Here is a 26,717-nt window from a genome sequence, read left to right as displayed (position 1 = left end):
GGTCTACACCGTTGACATACGATGGAATTCGGCGTTGACTGGTGCTACTACCAGGCCTTGGAGGCCGGCATGATCATCATCTTCGGACTCGTTCTTCTGCTCGCCGCCGTGGTCATCGGAACCACGGGTGTACTGAGCAACAGCGGAGCCGCACACACATTGACCGACGATTTCGCGGTGTTCGGTTACCACGTCACCGGCTCGACCGGTGTGTTGTTCCTCTACGGCATCGTCGTCGGCGCTGTCGGTCTGCTCGGCTTGAGCGTGTTGCTGGCCGGCGCGCGGCGCACCTCCCGGCGCGGCCACGCGGCCCGCCACGATCTGAAGGAAGCACGCCATGAAACCGAGGTCGTGAGCCGAGACCGCGATCATCTTGCCGCCCAGCGTGAGGTCGGGAGCGGCGATCTCGACCGGGGCGAAACCGCACCTCCGAGCGCCGCACGCAGCCACGCGTCCACGACAGGACGCGACTGGAGGCATCCGTTCGGCCACCGCACCGGTGGCGCCACCTCCTGACCGGCGGCCTCGGAACCGAACGGTAACCCTGATCCACCCAAATCATATGCATCACAATCTAATACGATGAGACATCCGGTCTTCATCGTGATCGGTGCCCGAGTTCGCGGGGTACCGGATGTCCGAATCGGAAGCGATCGCCATGGCTATCACCGACATCGAGGAATACGCCCACCTCACGCGGGAGGACGTTGAGGCACTCAGCGACGAACTGGACCGCATCCGCGGCGAGGTCACTGCCTCGCTCGGTGAAACGGACAGTACATATATTCGTCGCACCATTGCTTTTCAGAGAATTCTGGACATCTCGGCGCGGTTCGTGATCATCGGCAGCAGGTCCACGGCCGCGTGGGCTCTCGGGACGACTGCCCTCGCGGTGGCCAAGAGTGTGGAGAACATGGAGATCGGGCACAACGTGTCCCACGGCCAGTGGGACTGGATGAACGACCCGGAAATCCACTCGAGTACCTGGGAGTGGGATCAGGTGGGGCCGTCAGTGCAGTGGCGGTACGCGCACAATTACCGCCACCACAAGTACACCAATGTGGTCGGTATGGACGAGGATGTCGGGTTCGGAGTGATGCGAGTGACCCGTGACCAGGAATGGCGGCCGATCCACCTGATCCAACCGCTGCAGAACCTCCTGCTCGCCGCAACCTTCGAGTGGGGGATCGCGCTACACGACCTGCAACCGCCGGAGCAGGCCGACAGAGTCCGGCGAGGTCTGCGACCGCCGGTCCGGGCGCTGCTCGGCAAGATCGGTCGTCAGGCAGGCAAGGATTATCTGCTCTTCCCTGCGCTGAGCGGGCGCCGGTGGCGTAGAACCTTGAAGGCGAATCTCGTCGCGAATCTGCTGCGAAACGTCTGGGCGTACGTGGTGATCTTCTGCGGGCACTTCCCTGACGGAGCCGAGAAGTTCACCATCGAAGAACTCGAGAACGAGACCCGGGCGGAATGGTATCTGCGGCAGATGCTGGGGACTGCAAACTTTCGGGCCGGGAAGCTGATGGCATTCCTGTCCGGTAACCTCTGCTATCAGATCGAGCACCACCTCTTTCCCGATCTGCCCAGCAATCGGTACGCAGAGATATCCACTCGGGTGCGGGAGCTGTGCGCGAAGTACGAGCTGCCTTACACCACCGGTTCTCTTGCGCGCCAATACTTCTTGTCGATGCGCACCATCCACAAGCTCGCGCTGCCCGATCGTTTCCTGCTCGCGACCTCCGACGATGCGCCCGAGACCTCCTCGGAGCGAAAGTTCCGCACGCCCGGCGACGTACGGCTCACGGCGGCTAACCCCGACCGGACGATCGGCCTCGTCACCGCGCTACAGGCCCTGCGCACTTCCCGGCGCACCCGCCGGTGGAACCTTCTACCACCGTGCACACCGGAAGGGGTCGTGCATCATGGCTGACATCTCGTCCAGCCCGCCCACGGACGGATCGGCGTCGTATGCCAATTCTTCTTCCACCGCAGGCCGACTCGCTCAGAACAGTGTGTTCGAACGCTTCGCCCGCGCCGGCTTCGTCATGAGTGGCATCGTCCATCTGTTGATCGGATACATCGCCATTCGACTCGCTCTCGGCGGTGCTTCCGGCACTGCCGACCAATCCGGGGCAATGACCGAAGTGGCGGCCAAACCGGGCGGTGTCGTGGCCCTGTGGTTCGGTGTCGTCGCCTTTGCCATCATGGGACTCTGGCGGCTCGCCGAAGCTGCTCTGGGCAGTTCCTCACGGCCCGACGCCGATAGCAGGAAAGCGGAGCTTCTGGATCGTGTCAAGGCCTTCGCCCTTGCAGTGGTCTATTTCGCCTTCGCGTTCTCGGCGTTCGGATTCGCCCGCGGCGCCGGAACATCCAGCAGCGATCAGAGTACCGATATCACCGCCCGATTGATGAACACTGTCGCCGGTACGGTCGCGCTCGTCGCAGGCGCGTTGATCATCATCGGGATCGGTGGATATCACGTGTACAAAGGTGCGAGCCGGAGTTTCCTCGACGATCTCGCGGGATCGACGAGTCCTTTCGTACGGCGTCTCGGCACGGTCGGGTACATCGCGAAGGGACTGGCCATCGCGGCGATCGGTGTACTGGTGATCCTCGCCGTGGTTCGGTCTGCACCCGACGAAGCCACCGGACTCGACGGTGCCTTCAAGACGCTGGGAGCTCAGCCGTACGGCGTGGCTCTCCTCGTCGCGGCCGGCCTGGGGATCATCACCTACGGCCTCTACAGCTTCGCCATGGCCCGATCCGCCAAGATGTGACCGGTGCGACCCTCGTGGATCAGTTGCCGGTGGGCTCGTTGTCGGTGACGACCGGCTGCAACCGCGGCGGCTCCGGCGCCACGGGCGGGAAAGACGGGCGACGACTGCGGTAGAAGGCGACACCTCCGAGGACGACGGCGCCGAGGACACCGGTGATGAACAGCGCTTTCCGTCGACCCCGTGGCGTCGAGGTGGTCTTCTCGACGGCGCCCTTGTCGACCAGGGCCTTCTCGGTGGCCGCCTTGATCAGCGGCGATGCTTCTTCCCGTGCACGACGTGCGCGCGCAGCGAGCTCCTTGGATACCTCGACACCCTTGCGGGCGACGACGAGGCCGGCTGCTGCCGAACCCTGAGCCAACGCCACAGCACCGTCGCCGGCGACACGCAGTGCACCTCCGAGATCGGTGGTGTCGTCGATCGGACGTACGAGTTCGCGGAGAGACTCGGGGAGGTCGTATTCGGAACGGAACTCGCTCACACTCGGCATGGCTCCACATTGCCACAACGGTTCCTCCTTGCGGCAGATCTGCGCGAGGCGCATCACAGTCGGAGGAGTGCCGCGCCGAACCACACAAGGATGGCAACATGGGGGTGTGACTTCACCCAACCAGACAGCAACAGCCACTCTCCACACCAACCGGGGAGACATCGTCATCGCCCTGTTCGGCAACCACGCGCCGAAGACCGTCGAGAACTTCGTCGGCCTGGCCGATGGCTCGAAGGAGTACAAGACCCAGAACGCGAAGGGCGAGGCCACCGGCCCGTTCTACGACGGCGCGATCTTCCACCGCATCATCGACGGCTTCATGATCCAGGGTGGCGACCCGACCGGCACCGGTCGCGGCGGCCCGGGCTACCAGTTCGGTGACGAGTTCCACCCGGAGCTGCAGTTCGACCGCTCGTACCTCCTCGCAATGGCGAACGCGGGGCCGGGCACCAACGGCTCGCAGTTCTTCATCACCCTCGGCCCGACCCCGCACCTGAACCGTCGCCACACCATCTTCGGTGAGGTCGTCGATGCGGAGTCGAAGAAGGTCGTCGACGCCATCGGCGGCGCCGCGACCGATCGCGGCGACCGTCCGACCGAGGACATCGTGATCAACAGCATCACCATCGCCTGATCAGACGCACACTCTGATCAGAAATACAGTCTGAGAGAGATACATATGACGAACCCCGGCTGGGGCGAGGCGGCCGAGGGGGGCGGCCCCGCGTCCCAGCCGCGGTGCGTCCGTCACCCCGACCGCTCCACGCTGCTCGCGTGCACACGGTGCGGTCGACCGTTCTGCTCCGAGTGTCTCCGCCCCGCGTCGGTGGGGCATCAGTGCGTCGAGTGTGTCGCCACTGCACAGCGCTCCGTGCCGCAGGCCCGTACGGTCGCCGGTGCGCCGGTGCGCACCGACCGGCCGACTCCGCTGGTCACCTACATCCTCATCGCGCTCAACGTCGTGATCTTCGGGATCACCGCCGCGCAGTCCGGCAGTGTGATGAACAACGAGCAGGCGTCACGCCTGTTCTTCGATTGGGCGCTGTGGCCACCCATGATCGCCGCCAACGGCGACTACATCCGTGTCGTCGGCAGCGGTTTCCTGCACTACGGCCTGATACACCTCGCGGTCAACATGTTCGCGTTGTGGATCATCGGCCGTGACACCGAGTTGGTGCTCGGTCGTGCCCGCTATCTCGCGGTGTACGCGGTGTCGATCATCGGTGGTTCCGCCGCAGTGATGTTCCTGCAGCCTGATGCGGTCACCGTCGGAGCGTCGGGCGCTGTGTTCGGTCTGCTCGGCGCCCAGGCCATCATCTTGCTGCGGTTGCGCCGTAGCCCCGCGCCGGTCCTCGCCGTGGTCGTGCTCAACATCTTCATCAGCATCACGATCCCCGGCATCTCGCTGTGGGGACACCTCGGCGGCCTGGTCGCGGGCGCCGCATCGACGGCGGCCCTCCTCTACGCGCCGCAGTATCTCGGCGCCGGTACCGACCGGAAGAAGATCGTCAGCACGGGATGGATCGCGCTCGCAGCAGTGGCGGTGGTGTCGCTCGTGCTGGTGATGCTCGCCGTGCTGCGTCTGCGCTCTCAGTTGGGGGTGTGATCGGGCGCCAGGCCGTGCACCGCAAGTGCGTCGTACACGTCGCGCGGATCGGTGCCCAGATCCCAGCGTCCGAAGATCATCAGTCGTTCGTCGCCGGTTTCGGGGTCGAGCGTGTCGATTTCGAGCATCGGGACCCGCCGCCCGAGTCGTGGGTATCGGACGATGCGCACCCGGTGCAACTGAGCGCGCGGAAATTCGCGGCGACCGGTCAGACGGGTGGTCGCGATTCCCGATGCCGGTCCGTCGGAGTCGCCGAGTACCTCGAGACGAGGACGCTGACGGGCCGCCGTGAGCGCCATCGAAAGTACGAGTAGCGCAGCAAATCCGATCAGAACCTTGCCCACCGCGTCGGGGACCGCGAACATCGCGGCCACCGCAAGGACGACTCCGCCGACTGCAAGCGCCGCGACAGCGACGGGCGGCGTGGACCATTCGAGTGGAGATCGCTCGGTCATACCGCTACTTCCACACAGTTGTGCACAGGGTTCTCCACAGGTGGGGATGAATCACACGTGTGTAATCCGGGGCGATCCGCGGTCGTCAACGCCACTTCATCGTCATGATCAGACCTGCCACCATGAAGCCGAATCCGATGAGGAAGTTGTACGCACCGAGGCTGTCCATGAAGGAAATGTGCTCTGCGGCGAGGTAGTACACGATCAGCCACAGCAACCCGATGATCATCAGTCCGAGCATCACCGCGACGTAGATTGCGCTCGACGGCATGGCCTTCACCTTCACCGGTGTCCGGCTGACCGACCGTTCGACCGCATCGTCCTTCTTTTTCCTGACCTTCGACTTGGGCATGGTGTCCTCGCTGGTACGACTCCGCCTCCTGCAGGCCGGCAGAGTAGGTTGGGCATCTACCTGTGCTGTACACGCTAACGCAGTAGCCGAAACGGAGGTTCGACGTGTCGAACGGTCGGCTGCGCACTCTGGCCTGGGGATCGGCGACGGTCGTCGTGTGCCTGGTTGCGGGGCTTCTCCTCGGCACCACTCGCGGGGTTTCCGACGGCACCGAACTGCGCGCGAGTGACTCTCCGCGCCTGTCCGATCTCGTGCGCGTAGCGCAGTCCGAATCGGACGATCTCGCGGCCTCTCGCGACGCGCTGGCCACGCAGGTCGCGCGGCTCCAGAGCGGTGCGGCCACCAACGACGACGAGGTCGCCGCCGTGCTCGATCAGCTCGCCGAGCTAGAGGATCCGGCGGGACTGACCGAACAGCAGGGCACCGGCGTCACCGTCACATTGACCGATGCACCGCGTAACGTCGACGGCCGGTATCCGGCCGACGCCTCGCCCGACGACCTCGTCGTGCACCAGCAGGATGTGCAGAGCGTGCTCAACGCGATGTGGGCGGGCGGCGCCGAAGCCATCTCGATGCAGGATCAGCGGATCGTCGCGACCTCGGCGCCCCGCTGCATCGGCAACACCCTTCTCCTGCACGGCCGCACCTATTCGCCGCCGTATGTCATCACGGCACTGGGGGATTCCGCGAAGATCGCGGCATCACTCGACGCCGAACCCGGAGTGCGCATCTTCAAGCAGTACTCCACGCGCTATGGTCTGGGCTTCACACAGCAGGTGGGGTCCGAGCTCACTGTCCCCGCCTACACCGGTGGAGCCGCGGCGCGATAACTCGGTGAGTACTCTTCTCACCATGCGCATTCTCGTCGTCGACAACTACGACAGCTTCGTGTTCAACCTCGTGCAGTACCTCGGTCAGCTCGGGACACGGGCAGAAGTGTGGCGCAACGACGACGAGAGGCTGACTGCGCCCGGCGCACTCGAGAAGGTCGTCGACGAGTTCGACGGTATCCTGCTCAGCCCCGGCCCCGGCACCCCCGAACGTGCGGGTGCGAGCATCGACCTCGTCAAGGCCTGCGCCGCCTCACGCACCCCGCTGCTCGGTGTGTGCCTCGGCCACCAGTCGATCGGTGTCGCATTCGGCGGAACCGTCGATCGCGCCCCGGAACTCCTGCACGGCAAGACCAGCCTCGTACACCACGACGGCACCGGTGTCCTCGCCGGTCTCCCCGACCCGTTCACCGCAACCCGCTACCACTCGTTGACCGTGCTCCCGGAAACGATGCCCGACGAACTCGTCGTCACTGGGCAGACCGGTAGTGGTGTGATCATGGCGCTGCGGCACGCGGAACTGCCCATTCACGGTGTTCAGTTCCATCCCGAATCGGTGCTCACCCAGGGGGGTCATCGCATGCTGGCGAATTGGCTCGCAGTGTGCGGTCAGGCGCCGCAGGAATCACTCGTCGCGCAGCTCGAGGGCGAAATGGCCCGGGCGCTCGACGGCGGCGCAGCCTGACGCCCGGGCCACTACAGGGAGATCTGTCCTACTGTGCGGACGCCTCGGCGACCTGGGGTGCGAGTTGGTCGACGGCCCACGACAGGCTCAACGGTGACGGAAACGCGATTGCGAACGGAACACCCTCGGTTTTGGGAACGACGAAGTAGGCGCCACGCTGAACCGCGGGAAGAGCGTTCCACAGCGGGTTGTCCGTCAGAACGCCGAGCTGCTCCGGGTTGTCCGGGATGACCCACAGGAGATCTGCGTCCAGCTGGGGGACATTCTCCCAGGAGATAGCGGCCTTGCCGCCGTCGCACTCGACCGACTGCGCGTAGTCGCTGAGCTTCAACCCGAAGTCGGCCATCACGCGCCCCATGTTGTCCTCTTCGGAGCACAGGATGTAGATCTCGTCGGGGGACGGGGAGATGACCGCGTTGAAGGTCTTGCCCACCAGTTCGGGGTGGTCGACCGAAACCCGCTCGACCTTCTCGTCCGCATCCGAAATGGCTTCATCGGCTTCGCCGACGCGACCGACCGCTTCCGCAATCTTGCGGGTGGATTCCTGCCACCCGTCCGCGTTGGCCTCGGTGTCGTAGTGCACCACCGGTGCGATCGCGGCGAGGTGCGCGTAGGTCGCGTCCGTCAATCCCCAGAAGGCGGTGGCGACGATCAGGTCCGGCGCGGCCTCGGCGATGGCCTCGACGTTCACCTCGGTCGTCGACGCATCGATCTTCGGGGTGCCCGCGGGGTAGAGCGGCACCTGCCACGGGTACATGCTCGTGCCGTTCGTGGCGGCGTCGGTCTGTGGCATCGACGGGACCGCGATCGATGCCACACCGACAGAGAACAACATGTCGGCGTCGGTGGTCGACAGCGCGAGGACCCGCTCGGGCTGCTCGGTGACGACGGCATCGCCGAACGCTCCGGTCGTCGTGACCGTCTCCCAGGTGGAATCGGTACTGTCACCCTCCGTCTCCGAACCTCCGGAGCAGGAGGTCAGCGCCACCGTCGACGCGAGAAGGGCGGCGGCGACAGCCAATGATCGACCGGACACGCCGGAAAATTTCGGAGACATGGCAGTGGTGACTCTCTCTCATGTGATCAACGGTGGAAGCTCAACTTAGCCTTGGCTAATAAGTAACGCTATCCTTCGGAAACGACATGAAATCCTGAGCAGGAGACGACAAATGTCCGTTGAGGACGATCACGATGCCGTGCACAGCCCTGATAACTGCACACATACGTGTCGCCGGACATGGGATCAAGTTTCCGCGTTCCGGCACCGATTGGCATTCTCGGTGTCGTTTCCGGAGCACGTGCACGAAGAGAACCAGATCATGTGGATCACGCAGGGAAGCGCGATGATCTCGTCGGCGATGGGTTCGTGGATGGTCGCTCCCGGCAACGCCATCTGGATGCCGGCCGACACGGTCCACACGATGGCGATGGCCGCCCCGGCCGAGTTCCACAGCGTGTACCTCATGCCGGAGGTAGGTCTGCGGGAGTCCCGCTGGGCGTTCTCCCACACCTTCGAAATGGACGATCTCCTCGCGGCACTCATCGGGCGACTCGAGCTGCGCACCCTGAGCGATGTGCAGCGAGGAAGATGCGTCGACGTTCTCGTCGACGTTCTCGACGAGTCGGCCATCAGCAGCGGGACGGTTCCGTTGCCGCGTGACGAGCGCGCAGCAACGGTCGCGGCGGCGATTCTCAGTGACCCCGCGGATCGTCGTGAACTCCGATTCTGGGCCGACGAACTGAGCATCAGCACCAAGACCCTCGCCCGCGCTTTCCGGTCGGAGACCTCGCTGACATTCAGCGCGTGGCGCACACGTGCGCGCCTCAGCGCGTCGCTTACTCTCCTCGCCTCAGGTGTCTCCGTCGAGCAGGCCGCTCGAGAGGTCGGATACCTCACGACCTCGGCATTCATCGCAGCATTTCGCGCCCAGATCGGAATCAACCCTGGCGCCTACGCACGCCGCTCACGCGCCGCGGCGGCCCCTCCGATGGAGTAGGCCGCCGCGGCAGGTGACTTCGGGAGCGCTGTGTCAGCGGATACCGAGTACCCCGACGCCGATGCTCACGGTGTCGGTCTTGGAGATCTCCGAACCGGGCGGCTGCTGCTGGGTGATGACCGTGCCCACGAGACCGGCATCGAGTGTGGCCTCACGGGTCTGCACGAGCTGAGCAGCCGAGCCGGTCCAGCCGGCCGCACGGAGCGCCGACAGAGCCTGCGACACCGAGCGATTGGTCAGCACGGGCATCTCGATCCGGTCGCCGTTGGACACCTGGATCGTGACGGTTCCGCCATGATCGGTCGTGGCGCCACCGGACGGGCTGGTCGACACCACGGTGCCGGCCTGCTCGCTCGACTCGATCTGCTCGACGACGACCTCGAAGCCTGCCCCCTCGATGTTTCCGCGGGCAACCTCTTCGGCCTGGCCTACAACGTTCGGAACACGGACCTGTTCGGGCCCCGAACCGAGCGTGATGGTCACCGTGGACGCACGATCGATGTTCGCGCCGGCCGATGGGTTCTGCTCGACGACGGTGTCGATCTCGTCCTCGTCGGACGGTGCTCGCATCACATTCGGATCGAGACGCAGGCCGACCGCGTCGAGTTGCTGGGCGGCCTTCTCCTGCGAGAGTCCGTCGAGCCGCGGGATCTGCACTTGTTCGGGACCACTCGACACCTCGATGGTGACCGTCGAGCCTTCGTCGGCCTGGCTACCCGGAACCGGTCGTGTGTTGACCACGTTGCCTTCGGCCACCACCGAGTCGGGTTTCTCCTGCAACGACACCCGGAAGCCACTGTCCTGGAGCTGACCTTCGGCCTCACTCGCCGCGAGATTGCGGACGTCCGGAATGGCGACCTGCGCCGCGGTGGAACCCGGGCCCAACGACCACAGGAACACACCGACGATGCCCACGACGATCACGGCCGCAACACCGAGCAGGATCTTGCGTAGCGCCGAACCGCCACCACCTCCGGAATCGTCGCCGGCGGCGACACCACCTGCAGCGCCGGCTGCGGCGGCGGGACGGTAGTGCCGGCCGGTGTTCTGGTCGACCGAGTCGATCAGGGTGGTGCGGTCTTCGTCGGTCATGACCATCGGGGCACTGGGACGCTGACCGCTGAGGACTCGGATGAGGTCGCTGCGCATCTCTGCCGCGGACTGGTAGCGATTGGCGGGGTTCTTCGCCATCGCCTTGAGGATCACCGAATCCAGCTCGGGTGGGACCTGCCGGTTCACCGACGACGGCAGCGGCGGATCCTCACGAACATGCTGGTAGGCGACCGCGACCGGCGAATCACCTTTGAACGGGGGCTCTCCGGTCATGATCTCGAACAGCACGCAGCCCACGGAGTACACGTCGGAGCGCGCATCGACCTGTTCACCCCGCGCCTGCTCGGGTGACAGGTACTGAGCGGTGCCGATCACGGCGGCCGTCTGCGTCATCGGGCTCGACGCGTCGGAGATTGCGCGGGCGATGCCGAAGTCCATGACCTTGACCGCGCCGGCCTTGTTGATCATGACATTGGCGGGTTTGACGTCGCGGTGCACGATCCCGTTGCGGTGACTGAAGTCGAGCGCCGCGCACACGTCGGCGATCACCTCCATCGCCCGCTTCGGCGGCATCGGTCCCTCGCCGCGCACGATGTCGCGCAAGGTGTCGCCCTCGACGAACTCCATGACGATGTACGGGATCGGGCCGGCTTCCGTTTCGGCTTCACCGGTGTCGTACACGGCGACGATCGCCGGATGGTTCAACGCAGCCGCGTTCTGGGCTTCGCGACGGAACCGCAGGTAGAACGTAGGGTCTCGCGCGAGGTCGGCGCGCAGAACCTTGATTGCCACGTCACGGCCGAGCCGCAGATCCCGTGCCAAATGCACCTCGGACATGCCACCGAAGCCGAGGATCTCACCCAGCTCGTAGCGTGAGGAGAGCTTGCGCGGTGTGGTCATGACGTTCCTTGTGTGTCCGGCGGTGCGTTGTTCGTACCGTTGCTGGCTGCGGGCTCTTCGTCGCCTCCCGTACCTCCGTCGCCTTCCCCGCCACCCGAGGCGTCGCCTGGCGACTCCTCTCCTCCTTCGACGGGTTGCGTCGTGGTGGCGGTGGCGGTGGTTGTCGGTGTCGCGGTGGTCGTGGTCGGAGTTTGAGTGGTCGGAGTCGGAACCTCGACCGTGGTCGTCGGCTGGACTGTCGTCGGAACCTCGACCGTGGTCGTCGGCTCGAACGTCGGCGGTTCCGTCGGAACCGGGAGCGGAGCAGTCCACTCCGACGTCGTGGTCTGTGGTGCGCGCGTCGTCGTGGTGGGCCTTTGCGTCGTCGTGGTGATCTGCGTGGTCGGCGACTGCCCTGTCTCGGGTTCGTCCTTGTCGTTACTGGTCAAGACGATGAACAGGGTGACCACAGCAAGCACGATCGCGATGCCCGCGGCCCAGGCGAGTGCTGTGGGGCTGGGCATCTTCCGGTTGTCGTCCCCACCCGGCGAGGCAGCCGCGGCGGCACCGTACGGAGGCGGACCGGACGTCGGTGGCTGAGACGCCCCGGTGTACGGCGCCTGCGTGTACGCAGTGGGCGCGTACTGCTGCGTCTGCGGTTTCCCGGACTGCATGGGCACCGTGGTGGTCGCTCCCGGTACACCCGGAGGCAGCACCCGGTTCGCGCTCGTCACCGGCGGCACATTGCCCGGAGGAGGCGCGGGCCGGCCCGACCGCACGGCCGCCACGGCATCGGCGAACTCGCCGCCACTCGAGTACCGGTACTTCGGGTCCTTCGTCATCGCGATGTCGATGAGGTCGTGAACCTCGTGCGGGAGGTCGGCGGGCATGGGTGCAGGAGTTTCCTGCACATGCTTCATCGCGACCGTGACGACACTCTCCCCGAGGAAAGGGCGCCGACCCGACAGGACCTCGTAGCCGACGGCACCGAGCGAATACACGTCACTCGCCGAAGTCGCCTCCTGGCCGAGCGCCTGCTCCGGCGCGATGTACTGCGCCGTGCCCATGACCATGCCGGTGCGCGTCACAGGGGACGCATCCACGGCCTTCGCGATACCGAAGTCGGTGATCTTCACCTGGCCGGTCGGGGTGATCAGGATGTTTCCGGGCTTGACGTCGCGGTGCACGACACCCGCATTGTGCGCGGCCTGCAATGCGCGACCGGTCTGCTCGAGCATGTCGAGCGCCTGCGTCAGTGACAGCCTGCCCACACGGGAGAGAACTGCGTTGAGCGGCTCGCCGTGCACGAGTTCCATCACCAGATAGGCGACGGACTGCCCTTCTTCGTCGGTGGTCTCGCCGTAGTCGAACACTCCGGCGATACCCGGATGGTTGAGCTGCGCGGTGGTGCGTGCCTCGAACCGGAACCGAGTCAGGAAGTCCTGGTCATGGGACAGTTCTGCCTTGAGGACCTTCACCGCGACCCGACGGTCGAGTCGCGTGTCCAGACCTTCCCAGACCTGACCCATGCCGCCGGTTGCGATGAGTCGAGTGAGGCGATAGCGGTCGGCGACCATGGCGCCGCTGTACAAAGCCATGTCAGCCTCCCTGTATTCCGGCCGCAATCACGGCCCGTCCGATGGGTGCAGCCACTGAGCCGCCGGTCGCGGCGAGGGAGCGGTCGCCGCCGTTCTCCACGATCACAGCCACCGCCACTGTGGGCTGTTGCGCGGGTGCGAACCCGATATACAGCGTGTGGGGCGGGGTGTTACGCGGGTCGCTGCCGTGCTCGGCGGTGCCGGTCTTCGACGCGATCTGAACACCGGGAATCGCACCCTGCCCACCCGACCATTCTTCGGAACCGATCATCAGATCGGTCAGTGTTGCCGCGACCGAGGGGTCGATGGCCTGCCCGAGGGATTCGGGCTTGGTTTCCTCGAGGAGCGCAAGATCGGGCCCCTCGAGACGTTCGACGAGATACGGCTTCATGCGCACACCGCCGTTGGCGACGGTCGCTGCGATCACCGCGTTCTCCAGTGGAGTCAACGCAACGTCGCGCTGACCGATGGTGGACTGCCCGAGCGCGGCGCCGTCCGGGATGGACCCGACGGTGCTCTCCGCGACCGGCAGCGGGATGTCCATGGTCTCCCCGACACCCAGCGCCTCCGCCTGATCGATGAGAGCCTCACGACCGGTGTTGATGCCCATATCGACGAACGCGGTGTTGCACGAGCGTGCGAATGCCTCGCGCAGAGTCACCGTGGGTGCACTGCCACACGCAGCGCCGCCGTAGTTCTCCAGAGTCGTCGCCGTGTCGGGCAGCGTGATGTTCGGGGCCGCGGTGAACTGGTCGTCGGGGGTGACGCCGGCGTCGAGAGCCGCGGCGGTCGTGACCACCTTGAATGTCGACCCCGGCGGGTAGGTCTGGGAGATCGCACGGTTGAGCATCGGCTTGTCGGGGTCGGCGTTCAGCTCGTCCCATGCCTCCGACGTCGCTGCGCCGTCGTGGCCGGACAACCGGTTCGGGTCGTAGCTGGGCGTACTCACCATCGCGAGAATCCGGCCCGTCGACGGCTCGATGGCCACGACCGACCCGGTGTATCCCTTGGACGTCAGCTCGTCGTACGCGACCTGCTGCATGGCCGGATCGATCGTCGAGACCACATTGCCGCCGCGCGGGTTGCGCCCCGACACGAGATCGAACAACCGGCGTCCGAAGAGCAGGTTGTCGGATCCGTTGAGCAGTTCGTCCTCGCTGCGTTCGAGGCCGGTGCTGCCGTATTGCATCGAGTAGAACCCGGTGACCGGTGCGTATGCGAGCGGACTCATCGGCTGTGCGGGCGTCGACGGGTACTGACGTAAGTACTTGTAGCGGCTGTCGGTGGGGATCGAGACGGCCAGTGCCTGTCCGGCCGCAGAGATCTGGCCGCGCTGACGCGAGTACTCGTCGAGGAGCACACGCGAGTTGCGCGGGTCGGTACGCAGGTCGTCTGCCTTGATGACCTGGACATAGGTGGCGTTGGCGAGCAGCGCGACGACCATGAACATCACGGCCATCGCGACCTTACGGAGCGGTGTGTTCATTCGCGCCCCATCATTTCCGTCTGCGCTTCCGCGATGGGAGTCACCGGCTTCTTCCGTGGCTGGACGGGTTCGCGCGCGGCATGCGAGATCTTCATGAGCAGAGCGAGCAGTAGGTAGTTCGCGAGCAACGACGATCCGCCGTACGAGACGAACGGTGTGGTCAGGCCCGTGAGAGGAATCAGTTTCGTGACACCACCGACGACGACGAACAACTGGACGGCGAGCGTGAACGACAGACCGGCGGCGAGCAGCTTGCCGAAGCTGTCGCGCACTGCGAGGGCGGTGCGCAAACCGCGGATGACGAGGATGAGGAACAGCAGCAGGATCGCGGCGAGCCCGATCAGGCCGAGCTCCTCACCGATCGCGGCGATGATGAAGTCGGTCTTCGCGAACGGCACCTGTGCCGGTCGTCCGCTACCGAGACCCGTGCCCGCGACACCACCGGTGGCAAGGCCGAACAGCGACTGCGAAATCTGATAGCCCGTGTTGCTGTAGTCGGCGAGCGGGTCGGCCCACGTCTGGACGCGGACGCGGACGTGACCGAACATCTGATACGCGAACACGAAGCCGACGGCGAGCAACGAGAACCCGATGATCAGCCAACCCACCCGTTCCGTCGCGATGTAGAGCATCACGAGGACCGTGGTGAACAGCAGCAGCGACGTGCCGAGATCCTTCTCGAACACCATGACGCCGATGGAGATGATCCACGCGGCGAGGATCGGACCGAGGTCGCGTGCACGAGGGAAATCCATGCCGAGGAAATGTTTACCGGCCGTGGTGAACAGATCACGTTTCGCCACGAGGACGGACGCGAAGAAGATGATGAGCAGGATCTTCGCGAATTCACCCGGCTGGATGCTGAATCCGGGGAGCCGGATCCAGATTTTGGCGCCGTTGACCTCGGAGAACTGCGATGGCAGCAATGCGGGGATCGCGAGGGCGATCAACCCGATCAGACCGAGGGTGTAGCTGAAGCGGGCGAGCAGTCGGTAGTCGTGCAGGAATACGAGCACAGCGATGAACAGCGCGATACCGAACGCGGTCCACAGGATCTGCTGGTTGGCGTCGGGTGACGGCATCGACAGACCCATGTAGCGCGCGTTCTCCTGGTCGGCGAGGTCGAGCCGATGGATCAGCACGAGACCGAGACCGTTGAGCAACGCGACGATCGGCAGCAGTAGCGGATCGGCGTATTTGGCGTACCGCCTCACCGCCAGGTGCGCGACGAGGAACAACCCGGCGTAGGTGAGCCCGTACTTCGCGAGGTCGAACGTGAGCGCCTGCTCGAGCGATGCCTCGACGAGCATCATCGATACAGTCGTGATGCCGATCGCGACGAGCAACAGTCCCAGCTCGGTGTTGCGCTTCGTGGATTGAGCAGGGGCCGGAGCGAAACCACCGGGGGGGCTCGGAAAAGCCCCCGCACCATGGGTCACCGACATCAGGCGCCCACCCTGCAGTTCTGGCCGGGGACCTGGGGTACGGGCGCCGGTTCCGGTGCCGCCATCGTTTCGGTTCCACCGTTTTCGGGAGTCTGCTCGCCCGGCGCTGGCGCTGCCTCGCCCGGCGCTGGTTCGACAGGTGCGGGCTCGCTCGGCGGAGCCGGTGTCTCACCGGGCACGGGTGCACCTGGTGTGGGCTCACCGGGCGCAGGTGCGGGCGTCGGGGCCGGCTCGGGCTCCTCGACCTTGCACACCGGGAGCAGGTCCTGTTCGGCGAGACGCGCCATCTGCACGCTCGCGTCGTCGAGCGACCCGGACGGAAGCCCGGCGCGAACCTGTTCGCGCGCGGCGGGCTGAAGGTCGTCGACCATCATCACCCGGCACTGGGCGTTGCCCGGGTCGACGAGGGTCAGGTCACCTTCGTCGGTCACACACGCGATGCGCGCCGGGTCCTGCAGCGAGTACCCGAACACGTTGCCCGGAAGTCCGCGTAGCACGGTGACACGGGCATCGTCGGCGCTGACGTAGTAGTTGTTCTGGATCATCTGCCGACCGAAGAAGCCGCCGACGGCGATCAGGCCGAGCACCACGAGCGCGATGAGCGGAGCCCACCAGCGGCTACGACGCTTCTTCGGCTCCTCGGGAGCTTTGTTGATGACGCGCTTGGGCGTTGCGCGCGGCGGCCGCATTGCGGCGGCGCGACCGGCCGCAGTGTTCGGTCGGGGAGCGTCGTCCTCGTCCTCACCCGACGCTGCTCCAGCGACGATGGGGTTGCTCTGCCCGTAGTCGAGGTCGATGACGTCGGCGACGACCACGGTGATGTTGTCGGGACCGCCGCTGCGCAACGCAAGCTCGATGAGCCGGTCGGCGCACTCGTCGTGGCTGCCCTCGCCCAGGGTGTTGGCGATCGTCTCGTCGCTCACGACGTCGGACAGACCGTCGGAACAGATCAGGTAGCGGTCCCCGGCGCGTGCCTCGCGCACCGTCAGCGTCGGCTCCACCTCGGCGCCGGTGAGCGCCCGCATGATCAGCGAACGCTGCGGATGCGTGTGCGCCTGTTCCGCGGTGATGCGGCCCTCGTCGACGAGCGACTGCACGAACGTGTCGTCGCGGGTGATCTGGGTGAGTTGGTCGTCGCGCAGCAGGTAGGCGCGGGAGTCGCCGATATGGGCCAGGCCCAGTTTGCTTCCGGCGAAGAGGATGGCGGTGAGTGTGGTGCCCATGCCGTCGAGTTCGGGTTCTTCCTCGACCTGATCGGCGATCGCTGCGTTGCCTTCTCGCACTGCGTCGTCGAGCTTGCCGAGGAGGTCTCCACCCGGCTCGTCGTCGTCCAGATGCGCGAGCGCGGCGATCATCAGTTGCGAGGCAACTTCACCGGCGGCGTGGCCACCCATTCCGTCGGCCAGCGCAAGCAGGCGCGCGCCGGCGTAGACGGAGTCTTCGTTGTTGGAGCGAACGAGGCCGCGGTCACTTCGGGCGGCGTAGCGCAGTACAAGTGTCACGGGCGGAGCTCGATCACAGTCTTACCCACGCGCACAGGAGTGCCCAGGGGTACGCGGACAGCGGTGGTGACTTTCGCTCGGTCCAAGTACGTTCCATTCGTCGAGCCGAGGTCTTCGACGTACCAGTCGGAGCCGCGCGGAGAGAGCCGCGCATGACGAGTGGACGCGTAGTCATCGGTGAGTACGAGTGTCGAATCGTCGGCCCGACCGATCATCACCGGTTGCGTGCTGAGCGTGATCCGGGTGCCTGCGAGTGCGCCCTGCGTCACAACCAGATACTTGGCGGTCTTGTTGCGGCCGAGTGATGGCAATACCGACTGTTTGGGGGAGTAACGAGGTAGCGGTCGCGCAGATCCGGCATAGATATCCGAACGCAATGCACGCAGCACCGCCCACACGAACAGCCACAGCAGCAGAAGGAAACCTGCCCGGCTCAGCTGCAGAATCAGCCCCTGCACGGCATGTCCTCCTTCGGCATGTGCGACCGGTGCGCGGTCGTCCGGTTCGGTGCGGTCACTCACAATACGGACATCGACCGACTCCATGCAGAGTCAGATCCGCAGCTCGCGCTTCGGACGAGTTCTGCGGATCCGGTGAGCCGGTTTTCCCGCTGGTCAGAGGATGCGAACCAGGATTTCCGAGTGGCCTGCACGGATCACATCGCCGTCGGCGAGCTGCCAGTCCTGCACTGAAGCACTGTTCACCGTAGTGCCGTTGGTCGACCCGAGATCGGAGAGCATCGCGACCTGTCCGTCCCAGCGGATGTCGATGTGGCGGCGGGACACACCCGTGTCGGGGAGGCGGAACTGAGCGTCCTGCCCGCGACCGATGATGTTGCTGCCCTCGCGGAGCTGGTAGTAGCGCCCGCTGCCGTCCTCGAGTTGCAGGGTGGCCGTCAGAACGCGGCCGGCAGCGGCCGGGGGCTGCTGGTAGCCGCCACCTGCGTATGCCTGCTGTTGGTAGCCCGGGTCGGCTTGCTGGTAGCCGGGGTCTGCGTAGCCCTGATCTGCGTAGCCCTGCTGGCCGTATGCCTGCTGTTGGTAGCCCGGGTCGGCCTGCTGGTAGCCGGGGTCTGCGTAGCCCTGGTCGTAGCCCGCACCTGCTGCGTACCCCTGCTGCTGGTAGCCGGGGTCGGCCTGCTGGTAGCCCGGGTCGGCTTGCTGGTAGCCGGGGTCTGCGTAGCCCTGCTGGCCGTAGTCCTGGCTGTAGGCCTGCTGTCCGTAGGCCTGATCGGCCTGCTGGCCGTACGCCTGGTCCTGGCCGTAGGCCTGATCCTGCGGATAGCCGCCCTGGTCCTGCTGGTAGCCCTGTGCGCCGTAACCCTGCTGGTCGTACCCCGGCTGCTGGTAGCTCTGCTGGTCATAGGCCTGCTGGTCGTAACCCTGAGCGCCGTAGGCCTGCTGGTCGTAACCGCCCTGATCGTCGTACCCGCCGCCCTGGGGAGCGTAACCACCGTTGTAGCCCTGTGCGTAGCGCTGATCCTGGCCGCCGTGCGCGTGACCGTTTCGTGCGTACTGTGCTTCCGCCTCGGCGGGGTCACGGCTTGGTTCGTAGCCGGGGTTCTGCGTCATGGAGCCAACTCCTGGTTCGGGGGTCACTGTTGGACGGTTCTGCGGGGTCCGCTGTGACGGGGCGTGCGTCTGCGGACGCCCTGCCTCGGGGTCGACCGAGCCGTGTGTGCGGAACTGCCCGGTGTGCAGTGCCGAAGAAGACTCGAATACAACCTGGATCTCACCGTATGTCTGCCATCCCTGTTCGCGAATGAAGTCCTCAAGGTGACGCGCGAACGCCTTCACAGTCAAGTCCCGATCCGCCGCCAAGGCCTCGTGATCGGAGTCGCTGATGGTGATGACGTACTTGTTCGGGGCCAACATATGGCCACGATCAAGCTGCTGGACGCCGTCGGTTGCCTCCTGCTGGAGTGCAGCTTCGACTTCTTGGGGGACGACACCGCCACCGAAGACGCGGGCGAACGCGTCGCCGATCGCAGCCTGGAGCTTTCGCTCGAAGCGTTGGGCGATACCCATGACGACCCCCTTTCCGGTCACAGCGTGTCGTGGGTGCAGATCTCGCTACTGCATGGTATCTACTTTTGCTCGGATTCGACCGGGCGGATTACTCCGCGTGTTCAACCTGACATGTTGCATGCCTCGATCCACCCACAAAAATGGCCCTGACCTGGTGAATCGGTGTTTTGGTATGCCCTGTGTTACTGTTTTCTGCGTTGCTCGGGCGAGTGGCGGAATGGCAGACGCGCTGGCTTCAGGTGCCAGTGTCCTTCGGGACGTGGGGGTTCAAGTCCCCCTTCGCCCACAGAATGCAATTCGATGAATTGCAGCAGGCGAGGTCACGAACTCGAAAGAGTACGTGACCTCCTTTTGTATGCCGACCGTCGTATCTATGGACAAGCGCACGCTCCAGACAGATGCAACACGTCACGGGTGCTGTATCTGTCTGGAAGCAGCGGAAGTCTGCCTGCCATCACATTGCTTCAGGCCAGTGCCAGGAACAGTTTCTCGAGTTCCGCTTCGGTCATAGGTTCGCCCGACTCGGTCGAGTCGCCGGAGAGGCATTCACGCAAGCCGGTCGCCACAATTTTGAAGCCGGCGCGGTCGAGTGCTCGTGAGACAGCGGCGAGTTGAGTGACGACCTCTTTGCAGTCCCGTCCGTCCTCGATCATCGTGATCACACCCGCCAATTGACCCTGGGCGCGCTTGAGCCTGTTGAGTACGGTCTTGATGGCTTCGTCGTCTCCGACCATGGTGATGCCTTTCTCGATGGTTGCGTCCACAGTACCCCCGGGGGTATGTGGGTGCGGTCGTGGTGGCGGCGAGGTGTTGTCTCCGACCCGATTGATTTCAACGGACAGCATGTCCAATGGGACGTTTCGAGGTATACCCCCAGGGGTACTTGCATACCCCTGGGGGTATATGCCACCCTTGTCCAGGAGGCAGGGGGCCCTGCTGGTCAAGCCTGAAGGAGGAACGCATGATTCTCGAGCGGTACTACATCGAGTGCCTGTCGCACGCGTCGTACCTGATCGGCGACGAGTCCACCGGAAGGGCGATCGTGGTCGACCCACGCCGAGACATCGACGAATACCTTTCCGATGCAAAGAAATACGGACTTACGATAGTTGGTGTGATCAACACCCACTTCCACGCTGACTTCGTCTCCGGGCATCTCGAACTGGTGGATGCGACGGGTTCGTGGATCGGATTCGGAGAGGTCGCAGAGACCGACTACCCGATCCGTCGTTTGGTGGACGGCGAGCGCATCTCGCTCGGCACCGTCGAACTCGAGATCCTCGCTACACCGGGACACACCTGGGAGTCGATCTCGGTTCTCGTGCGTGAGAATCCCACCGCGACCCCGACTGCCGTCCTGACCGGTGACTCACTGTTCATCGGTGACGTGGGGCGCCCCGATCTGGTCAACATCGGAGATTCGTCGACCGAAGACCTGGCCAAGGCCATGTACAACACGGTGCACGAGAAGCTGCTGACGCTCCCCGATGAGATTGTCGTCATGCCTGCACACGGTGCCGGTTCCTCGTGCGGAAAGAACCTCTCGACCGAGCTCACCTCGACTATCGGCGAGCAGCGTGCCACCAACCCCTCGGTGCAGCCGATGAGCGAAGATGATTTCGTTGCACTGGTCACCGAAGGTCAGCCTGCCGCCCCGTCCTACTTCGCGGTAGACGCCGCGATGAACAAGCGGGTGCACCCCCTGCTTCCTCACGATCGCACCATCAGCGAGCTGAGCCTGACGGAGGCGCGTGTCGAACTCGAGTCCGGCACCAGGGTTCTCGATGCCCGCAGCGTCGACGACTTCGCCGCCGGACACCTGCGGGGATCGGTCAACGTCGGTTTCGACGGACGCTTCGCCGAAACCGGAGGCATGGTCGCCGACGTGGGGGCGAGGATCGTGCTGGTTACCTACCCCGGGGAAGGCCAGGACGCCGCAATGCGCCTCGCCCGGATCGGCTCCGACAACGCGATCGGTTATCTCGCCGTCGACCATGGCGGTGTGTTCCCGGTGGCACTGGAGGACCTGGTTCGATCCGCCCCGAGGGTGACCGTCGAGGAGCTCGACGAGCTCCGCGCCGAGGATGCTGTCACAGTCCTCGACATCCGCAACCCCGGCGAGCACGAGGCGGGGTGGATCCCCGGATCGTGCTCGATTCCGTTGGCACAGATCCGCGCTCGCATCCGTGAGGTGACCACCGACAAGCCGATCGTCGTGCACTGTGCCGGTGGATGGCGCTCGAGTGTTGCGGCATCGTTGTTGCGTGCCGAGGGCATCGAGAACGTGACGGATCTCGTCGGCGGATACGACGCCTGGGCCGCCGCGCGAATCCCGGCTTGATCACCACACCGGTCACCGACACCCCGACGATTCACCACCAGAGGAGAAACTCACAGTGTGCTATCCCGTTACCTGCCCGAACTGTGGAAAGACCGGCTGGGACGGATGCGGACAACACGTCGACGTAGTCATGCGTTCCGTGCCCGTTGCCGACCGTTGCACGTGCAGCACCGAAAGTACTCGGAGCGCAGAGCGTCCCCGGACGTGGCGACGGATCCTCCGCCGTTGATCCGGTCATCCATGGATGAGGTCGGGGCGAGACCAGGAACGGCCGGAGCGACTGCTTCCTCCCGCGCGCTCCGCGAGATTCAGCCCCGCGATGAGTACCACCGCTATCGTCGTGGCTCATCGAGGTCATGTGTTCATTGTTCGGCGCCGTCGACGAAGTGTCCTAGTGGCTCTGACTCGAGTCCGCGTCGATAATCCCGTGCTCTGGACCGTTGCCGATGGTTGCATGATCATGGCATGAATCACCGATCCATCGACGTGGTTGTGCGAGCGCAGCATGTGCTGCGCCGGCTACTCGAATGAAGGGACACGGACTGTGGTGAACGACGCGGATCTCGAGCGCCTGCATCGGTGCATCGAACTCGCTGAGGAGGCGCTGCTCGCAGGCGACGAGCCATTCGGATCGGTACTCGTCGATGCAGACGACCGAGTCCTCGCGGAGGATCGCAACCGTATCGCGGACGGTGACCACACTCGTCATCCCGAATTCGCCCTGGCCAGGTGGGCGGCTGAGAACATGACGCCCGACAGCCGCGCGGGCGCAACGGTCTACACCTCGGGAGAGCACTGCCCCATGTGTGCAGCTGCGCACGGCTGGGTCGGCCTCGGAAGAATCGTTTATGCCGCCTCCTCACAGCAGCTCAGCGGATGGCTCGAGGAAATGGGCGTGCCGCCGGCACCGGTGCGGCCCCTTCCCATCGAGGTGGTTGCTCCGGACATCATCGTGGAAGGTCCGGCACCTGAACTCGAGGACGCGATCCGTCGGTTGCATCGCAGATGCCATCTCGGTGAGTGACCTCGTTTCGGCTGCGCGGGGGACCATGGGTCAGGGGGCGACGGGATAGTGGCTGGTGATCGCCACCCGATTCCACGCGTTCATCACAATCGCAAGCCAGCTCACCGCTGACGCTTGTTCCGCGGTGAGGGATCCGTCGTCCCACGCATCGGATTCAGGAACCGGTAGTCGAGTGACCTGCTCGGCAAGGGCGAGCGCGGCCTGCTCCTGAGCGGTGAAGTACTGCGACTCCCACCACGCCGCGACCACGGCCAGCCGATCGGTCGTCTCACCCTTGGAGAGTGCGTCGCGCGTGTGCATCCGCAAGCAGAATGCGCACCCGTTGATCTGCGATATCCGGATCTTCACCAGTTCGGCGAGGAGCGGGTCCAGACCCGCCTCCTTCACCGCCGTCTCGGCCTGCTCGTTCAGGCTTGCCAATTGCTTGTACGCAGCGGGGTGCTGCTTGCTGAGATTCACATCGCTCATCTGTCGTCCTCGAGTTGGTACTACGCCGCGAATGCGGCCCGGACCTGGTGGCAACGGTAGCGAAATCGTCTGTGCGCCGCGGGGCATCAGGCGTCGGAGATTCACTCGAGGTGCGTGAAAGGGTTCCCGGAGGCGAGGTGAAAGTGGAGGATGGCGGGTGCCCTCGTCTTCCGAACGGTGGCATCCGAAGGATTGGAAGGTGACTATGTCGATCGTCGTCGTGGCGGGCAATCCGAAGCCCGGCTCCCGAACTCTCGATGCCGGAACTCGGCTCGCGACCGCGCTGACCGGGCGGGAACCCGACCACGTGATCGATGTGATCAGCCTCGGCGCAGGTCTCCTCGGGTGGGGTGACGAGGCCGTCGCCGCCGCGGTGTCGACCGTCGCCGAGGCCGACCTGGTGGTGTTCGCCAGCCCGACGTTCAAAGCCACATACACCGGCGTACTGAAACTGTTCCTCGATCAATTCGCCACCGGCGACGGACTGCGCAACGTGGTCGCGGTGCCACTCATGCTGGGTGCCGGTCCGGCGCATGCACTGGCGCCCGACCTGCTGCTCAAGCCGGTATTGGTGGAACTGGGCGCAACGACGCCGGCGCCGGGCCTGTACCTCCTCGACTCGACCTACACGACGGACACCGCCATCGCCGATTACACCGAACGCTGGTCGCCGGTGTTGGCTGCAGCAACCAGGACGGAGGCAGCATGAGCGCGCTCGACGGCACGGCACTGCGTGAGGCATTCGCCCACGTCCCATCGGGTGTGGTTGCGATCTGCGCTGACGTCGACGGCGAACGCGTCGGGATGGCGGCGAGCACGTTCGTGCCGGTGTCGCTCGACCCGCCGCTCGTCTCGTTCTGCGTGCAGCACACCTCGACCACTTGGCCGCGTTTGTCCGTTCTTCCACACCTGGGGATAAGTGTGTTGAGCGATGTGCACGACGGTGCCGCCAGGGTCCTCGCCTCGAAGAACGGCGACCGGTTCGCCGGTATCGACACCGAGACCCGCAATGGGGGAGCACTGTTCGTTTCGGGGACGAGTGTGCGGATGGATGTGACGGTCGAGCAGGAAGTTCCGGCGGGTGACCATTCGATCGTGGTGCTCCGAATCAAGGAACTGCTCACCGACTGCGATGTCGAACCGATCGTGTTCCACCGCAGTTCGTTCCGTCGCCTGATCGCGTCCTGACTTGTCAGGACGGCGCTCCGTAGAGGGTGGCGATCGCAGCGGCACGGTCATGGAAGGACGAGCGCAACCACTGCGTTCCTGCCAGGCTCGGTCCAGATCGACCCGAGTCGGTCGCGTCACGGTGGCTTCCGCGCTGTTGGACGTACGCACGGTCGAATCGAAATGGAGCTGATGTGGCAATGGAACGTATTGCGGTGAACCCGGTGAAGTGGTCGATGGAGATGGGTTTCAATCAGGGAGAGATCGTCTCCGGACAGACTCGGACGCTGTACTGCTCAGGGCAGACGGCGACGAACGGCGACGGTGAGCCTCAGCATGACGGCGACATGGCGGCTCAGTTGACGCTGAGTCTCGACAACCTGGAGGCCGTGCTCGGCGAGGGTGGTATGTCCCTTGCGAACCTCGTCCGGCTCAACGTCTACACCACCGACATCGACCTGCTTTTCCCCCACTACGGCCTACTGACCTCGCGGCTGGACGTCGCCGGGGTGGCACCTACCAGCACGTTGCTCGGAGTGGCACGGCTGGCGATCCCCAGTCTGATGGTCGAGTTGGAGGGGACCGCGGTCGGGTGACGGGTGGGTAGCGGCAGGAGTCAGCGGGATGCTCGGAGCGAGGCGTCCAGGACGGTCAAGAGGTGCGCGGCGCGGCTCCTGCCTGCCGGCGCGGCGGGATACCGGCACAGCACGTCGATCAACACCGGAGTGGCTCGTGTGCGCGCCCGCTCGATCATCTCGTCCCCGACGGCAGGGTCGTCGCCGGCTTCGATCTCGGCGATACGCGCTACGTTGACTGCCGCACGAAGGATGTGCCCGACCTGGTGGGCCTTCGCGATCGGGTGCAGATAGGCAGCCGACGCGGCGTCGCCGGCGGCTTGTGCCGCCAGACGGGTGACCTCGGTGGGAGCGTCGGCGGCCGCGCGGTGCGCGTCCATCGAGGTGACGCGCTGGAGCTTGGTGCGGCGTGCACCGCCGATGAACTCCCAGGCGGCATCCAGGGCGGCGCGAGGTCGGGGATCGTCGGGCCTGATCGTCTCGAACAGGGGCAGAACCTCCTGTGCAGACTCGGCGACGTAGCGGGCCACTACGCGCAGTTCCTCGTGCGTCAGTTCGAAGTCACCGATCACGGACGTCATGGCTCGATCCTCTCATCGTCGAACTCGCCCGATCGGCACCGCGCTGCGGCCGACCGACCCACAATGGGTGCACAGCATGTCCGTCGCCGAAGAAGGGATGCCCACGTGGATCGGTTCGAGCTTCCACACACGCTGCGTCGATCGTCGAAGGAGGTACAGGAGTTGTACGGCTCCGCCTATGAAGCCGCGGCGAAGAGGGTCGGTGAGGGCGAGGAGGCCGAGCGCGCCGCCTATGAGGCGGTCAAGGAGAAGTACGAGCTCGAGAACGACCATTGGGTGCCGAAGCAGGATTGATGCACGGCGACAGCTGTGGAGGCAGCTGATGGTGGCCGCGACCTCTGATGTGATCAGGAACCCCGAAATCCTCGTTCGAGCGCGTCGAATGCGTGCGCCACGGTGCGGGAGAGTTGCTGGTCGACATCGAATGCCTCCACCGTGCCCTCGGCGAGCGCGAATGGACTTTGATCAGTGTGGATATCCGCGGTGTACGGTGCGCGCGAGGATTCCGAGGGTTGCCTTCAAGGACCCTTCGGCGATGACCGGGAAGATCCCTGCCTCACGCCATTTCGGGTCGATATCGGACCAGTCGTAGTACGAGGTCACAAGGGAACCGCCGTCGACCGGTTCGATCCGGTAACCGTAGACGTGCCCGATCGGCGGGCGGATGGTTCCCAGGATGGTCCAGGCAATCTCACGGTTCGGAACAAAAGTCTCGATGGCCACCGTCACGTCGTATTCGCCCATGGGAATATCGCCGAGAGCTTCACGATCCATGTGTACGACGAAGCTGTCGCCGACCGAGTTCACCACGTCGCCGTCTGCATCCATCAGCATTCCGGATCCGTCGATGGCAACGTGCCCCTGAGGGTCACAGAGCACCGAGAATATCGATGCGGGATCGGCTTTGATGGTGCGTTGCACTTCGATGCGCTCAGTCGACATTCGACGATGCTGTCAGATGATCGGCGTCTGTGCACCTGCGGCTCCCGGAACTGAAGCGTCATTCGCCCGGCGGTTCGGGTCACGCGACAACGACAGCCCGTGGAACGACACGCTCGCCGTCCAGCAGGCAGGCCCGCGGAATCGACGAGTCCTTGTAATCAAGCCGATTTCAATGGTCGTCGCGCATCGCTCCCACGTTCTACATTCGACGAACACATGACCCGGAGTTGAACTTCCGGAGTCTGATTCAGAGTGACGAGGGAGTTCGCATGCCGCGCAACAACTCGCGACGCCGGTTGTTCGGCGCAGCGATCGAGGAGGGCTGAGCGATGGCGGCGATCCTCGACAGGGCACGGAAGTCGGATGTGCGAGTGCCGACGACGGCTGACGCGGAGTCCGCGCTCATCGATCCGACAGCGCTGAGCAGGAAGACTCAGAGC

The 26,717-nt window shown here is 64.9% G+C and carries 30 protein-coding genes and 1 tRNA gene; 16 read left to right on the top strand and 15 right to left on the bottom strand.

All coding sequences use genetic code 11. The features are described 5' to 3' along the window. Positions 1-69 precede the first annotated feature (69 nt). From ACZ46K_RS04475 to ACZ46K_RS04465, 3 genes are all read left to right on the top strand, one after another. Complete coding sequence (locus ACZ46K_RS04475; RefSeq protein WP_464749234.1) at positions 70-516, top strand: hypothetical protein; 447 nt, start codon at positions 70-72, stop codon at positions 514-516. 142 nt (positions 517-658) lie between these two features. Next, positions 659-1,930, top strand: coding sequence for an acyl-CoA desaturase (locus ACZ46K_RS04470; RefSeq protein ID WP_054810802.1), 1,272 nt, complete (start codon positions 659-661; stop codon positions 1,928-1,930). Continuing rightward, complete coding sequence (locus tag ACZ46K_RS04465; protein WP_054810800.1) at positions 1,923-2,777, top strand: DUF1206 domain-containing protein; 855 nt, start codon at positions 1,923-1,925, stop codon at positions 2,775-2,777. Before ACZ46K_RS04470 ends, ACZ46K_RS04465 begins: the two co-directional genes overlap by 8 nt. Positions 2,778-2,796: 19 nt before the next feature. On the opposite strand, the gene ACZ46K_RS04460 is transcribed toward ACZ46K_RS04465, so the two are convergent. After that, the gene (locus tag ACZ46K_RS04460; protein WP_054810801.1) at positions 2,797-3,264 is read right to left on the bottom strand and encodes a hypothetical protein; all 468 of its coding nucleotides are present in this window, start codon (positions 3,262-3,264) and stop codon (positions 2,797-2,799) included. Positions 3,265-3,370: 106 nt separating this feature from the next. Between ACZ46K_RS04460 and ACZ46K_RS04455 the strand changes: the two genes are divergently transcribed. After that, on the top strand, positions 3,371-3,898 hold the full coding sequence (locus tag ACZ46K_RS04455) for a peptidylprolyl isomerase (RefSeq protein WP_054810799.1): 528 nt from the start codon (positions 3,371-3,373) through the stop codon (positions 3,896-3,898). A gap of 45 nt (positions 3,899-3,943) precedes the next feature. Continuing rightward, entirely contained in the window at positions 3,944-4,870 is a 927-nt protein-coding gene (locus ACZ46K_RS04450; RefSeq protein ID WP_464746876.1) for a rhomboid family intramembrane serine protease, read from the top strand. On the opposite strand, the gene ACZ46K_RS04445 is transcribed toward ACZ46K_RS04450, so the two are convergent. Beyond that, complete coding sequence (locus tag ACZ46K_RS04445; RefSeq protein ID WP_054807071.1) at positions 4,855-5,325, bottom strand: PH domain-containing protein; 471 nt, start codon at positions 5,323-5,325, stop codon at positions 4,855-4,857. The two genes, ACZ46K_RS04450 and ACZ46K_RS04445, sit on opposite strands and share 16 nt — an antisense overlap. Before the next feature lie 85 nt (positions 5,326-5,410). Then, positions 5,411-5,677, bottom strand: a complete 267-nt coding sequence (gene crgA / locus ACZ46K_RS04440; protein WP_054807072.1) for a cell division protein CrgA — start codon at positions 5,675-5,677, stop codon at positions 5,411-5,413. A gap of 104 nt (positions 5,678-5,781) precedes the next feature. On the opposite strand from crgA, the gene ACZ46K_RS04435 reads away from it, so the two are divergent. Beyond that, complete coding sequence (locus tag ACZ46K_RS04435; RefSeq protein WP_054810456.1) at positions 5,782-6,507, top strand: DUF881 domain-containing protein; 726 nt, start codon at positions 5,782-5,784, stop codon at positions 6,505-6,507. A gap of 22 nt (positions 6,508-6,529) precedes the next feature. Further along, on the top strand, positions 6,530-7,192 hold the full coding sequence (locus ACZ46K_RS04430) for an aminodeoxychorismate/anthranilate synthase component II (protein WP_464746874.1): 663 nt from the start codon (positions 6,530-6,532) through the stop codon (positions 7,190-7,192). 28 nt (positions 7,193-7,220) lie between these two features. Here ACZ46K_RS04430 and ACZ46K_RS04425 read toward each other — a convergent pair whose 3' ends face one another. Then, the gene (locus ACZ46K_RS04425; RefSeq protein WP_464746872.1) at positions 7,221-8,228 is read right to left on the bottom strand and encodes an ABC transporter substrate-binding protein; all 1,008 of its coding nucleotides are present in this window, start codon (positions 8,226-8,228) and stop codon (positions 7,221-7,223) included. Positions 8,229-8,361: 133 nt separating this feature from the next. On the opposite strand from ACZ46K_RS04425, the gene ACZ46K_RS04420 reads away from it, so the two are divergent. Beyond that, complete coding sequence (locus tag ACZ46K_RS04420; protein ID WP_464746870.1) at positions 8,362-9,189, top strand: AraC family transcriptional regulator; 828 nt, start codon at positions 8,362-8,364, stop codon at positions 9,187-9,189. Between the two features lie 33 nt (positions 9,190-9,222). Here ACZ46K_RS04420 and pknB read toward each other — a convergent pair whose 3' ends face one another. The 7 genes from pknB to ACZ46K_RS04385 form a co-directional block, all read right to left on the bottom strand. Then, complete coding sequence (gene pknB / locus ACZ46K_RS04415) at positions 9,223-11,142, bottom strand: Stk1 family PASTA domain-containing Ser/Thr kinase (RefSeq protein WP_054810453.1); 1,920 nt, start codon at positions 11,140-11,142, stop codon at positions 9,223-9,225. After that, positions 11,139-12,719, bottom strand: coding sequence for a serine/threonine-protein kinase (locus ACZ46K_RS04410; protein ID WP_464746869.1), 1,581 nt, complete (start codon positions 12,717-12,719; stop codon positions 11,139-11,141). Before ACZ46K_RS04410 ends, pknB begins: the two co-directional genes overlap by 4 nt. A 1-nt stretch (position 12,720) precedes the next feature. Next, entirely contained in the window at positions 12,721-14,205 is a 1,485-nt protein-coding gene (locus ACZ46K_RS04405) for a peptidoglycan D,D-transpeptidase FtsI family protein (RefSeq protein ID WP_464746867.1), read from the bottom strand. Then, the gene (locus ACZ46K_RS04400; protein WP_054807619.1) at positions 14,202-15,650 is read right to left on the bottom strand and encodes an FtsW/RodA/SpoVE family cell cycle protein; all 1,449 of its coding nucleotides are present in this window, start codon (positions 15,648-15,650) and stop codon (positions 14,202-14,204) included. Before ACZ46K_RS04400 ends, ACZ46K_RS04405 begins: the two co-directional genes overlap by 4 nt. After that, complete coding sequence (locus ACZ46K_RS04395) at positions 15,650-17,152, bottom strand: PP2C family protein-serine/threonine phosphatase (RefSeq protein ID WP_464746865.1); 1,503 nt, start codon at positions 17,150-17,152, stop codon at positions 15,650-15,652. The genes ACZ46K_RS04400 and ACZ46K_RS04395 overlap by 1 nt, the downstream gene beginning before the upstream one ends. Further along, entirely contained in the window at positions 17,149-17,610 is a 462-nt protein-coding gene (locus ACZ46K_RS04390; RefSeq protein WP_054713680.1) for an FHA domain-containing protein FhaB/FipA, read from the bottom strand. Before ACZ46K_RS04390 ends, ACZ46K_RS04395 begins: the two co-directional genes overlap by 4 nt. Positions 17,611-17,766: 156 nt before the next feature. Beyond that, a complete protein-coding gene (locus ACZ46K_RS04385; protein ID WP_464749233.1) occupies positions 17,767-19,137 on the bottom strand; it encodes a DUF3662 and FHA domain-containing protein in 1,371 nt (456 codons plus the stop codon). On the opposite strand from ACZ46K_RS04385, the gene ACZ46K_RS04380 reads away from it, so the two are divergent. Further along, positions 19,027-19,329 carry a hypothetical protein gene (locus ACZ46K_RS04380; protein ID WP_464749523.1) on the top strand — a complete coding sequence of 101 codons (303 nt, stop codon included), beginning with the start codon at positions 19,027-19,029 and terminating at the stop codon, positions 19,327-19,329. The genes ACZ46K_RS04385 and ACZ46K_RS04380 overlap by 111 nt on opposite strands. 53 nt (positions 19,330-19,382) lie before the next feature. Next, positions 19,383-19,465: transfer RNA gene (locus ACZ46K_RS04375), tRNA-Leu, on the top strand. A 178-nt stretch (positions 19,466-19,643) separates the two neighbouring features. On the opposite strand, the gene ACZ46K_RS04370 is transcribed toward ACZ46K_RS04375, so the two are convergent. Then, entirely contained in the window at positions 19,644-19,913 is a 270-nt protein-coding gene (locus ACZ46K_RS04370) for a metal-sensing transcriptional repressor (protein ID WP_054809871.1), read from the bottom strand. A 227-nt stretch (positions 19,914-20,140) separates the two neighbouring features. Between ACZ46K_RS04370 and ACZ46K_RS04365 the strand changes: the two genes are divergently transcribed. Both ACZ46K_RS04365 and ACZ46K_RS04360 read left to right on the top strand, forming a co-directional pair. After that, positions 20,141-21,520, top strand: a complete 1,380-nt coding sequence (locus ACZ46K_RS04365) for an MBL fold metallo-hydrolase (protein ID WP_464746863.1) — start codon at positions 20,141-20,143, stop codon at positions 21,518-21,520. A 544-nt stretch (positions 21,521-22,064) separates the two neighbouring features. After that, a complete protein-coding gene (locus ACZ46K_RS04360; RefSeq protein WP_054806892.1) occupies positions 22,065-22,544 on the top strand; it encodes a nucleoside deaminase in 480 nt (159 codons plus the stop codon). A 30-nt stretch (positions 22,545-22,574) separates the two neighbouring features. Here ACZ46K_RS04360 and ACZ46K_RS04355 read toward each other — a convergent pair whose 3' ends face one another. Continuing rightward, entirely contained in the window at positions 22,575-23,012 is a 438-nt protein-coding gene (locus ACZ46K_RS04355) for a carboxymuconolactone decarboxylase family protein (RefSeq protein ID WP_054806891.1), read from the bottom strand. Between the two features lie 205 nt (positions 23,013-23,217). Between ACZ46K_RS04355 and ACZ46K_RS04350 the strand changes: the two genes are divergently transcribed. The 3 genes from ACZ46K_RS04350 to ACZ46K_RS04340 all read left to right on the top strand — a co-directional run bounded on the left by ACZ46K_RS04350 (position 23,218) and on the right by ACZ46K_RS04340 (position 24,775). After that, positions 23,218-23,721 (top strand): NADPH-dependent FMN reductase, encoded by a 504-nt coding sequence (locus tag ACZ46K_RS04350; protein ID WP_054806890.1) that lies wholly within the window; start codon positions 23,218-23,220, stop codon positions 23,719-23,721. Then, positions 23,718-24,200 carry a flavin reductase family protein gene (locus tag ACZ46K_RS04345; RefSeq protein ID WP_054806889.1) on the top strand — a complete coding sequence of 161 codons (483 nt, stop codon included), beginning with the start codon at positions 23,718-23,720 and terminating at the stop codon, positions 24,198-24,200. Before ACZ46K_RS04350 ends, ACZ46K_RS04345 begins: the two co-directional genes overlap by 4 nt. Positions 24,201-24,379: 179 nt before the next feature. Next, the gene (locus ACZ46K_RS04340) at positions 24,380-24,775 is read left to right on the top strand and encodes a RidA family protein (RefSeq protein WP_464749232.1); all 396 of its coding nucleotides are present in this window, start codon (positions 24,380-24,382) and stop codon (positions 24,773-24,775) included. Positions 24,776-24,795: 20 nt separating this feature from the next. On the opposite strand, the gene ACZ46K_RS04335 is transcribed toward ACZ46K_RS04340, so the two are convergent. Then, complete coding sequence (locus ACZ46K_RS04335; protein ID WP_054809868.1) at positions 24,796-25,335, bottom strand: putative immunity protein; 540 nt, start codon at positions 25,333-25,335, stop codon at positions 24,796-24,798. Positions 25,336-25,440: 105 nt separating this feature from the next. Here ACZ46K_RS04335 and ACZ46K_RS04330 point away from each other — a divergent pair, with 105 nt between their 5' ends. Continuing rightward, complete coding sequence (locus ACZ46K_RS04330; RefSeq protein ID WP_054805675.1) at positions 25,441-25,629, top strand: ChaB family protein; 189 nt, start codon at positions 25,441-25,443, stop codon at positions 25,627-25,629. Positions 25,630-25,800: 171 nt separating this feature from the next. Here ACZ46K_RS04330 and ACZ46K_RS04325 read toward each other — a convergent pair whose 3' ends face one another. Beyond that, complete coding sequence (locus tag ACZ46K_RS04325; RefSeq protein WP_054809867.1) at positions 25,801-26,277, bottom strand: SRPBCC family protein; 477 nt, start codon at positions 26,275-26,277, stop codon at positions 25,801-25,803. Positions 26,278-26,717: the final 440 nt, after the last annotated feature.

The sequence above is a fragment of the Rhodococcus sp. JCM 9793 genome (assembly GCF_055380405.1).
The sequence above is the reverse complement of the archived record's forward strand: the minus strand, read 5'-3'. Positions and strand labels throughout refer to the sequence as shown.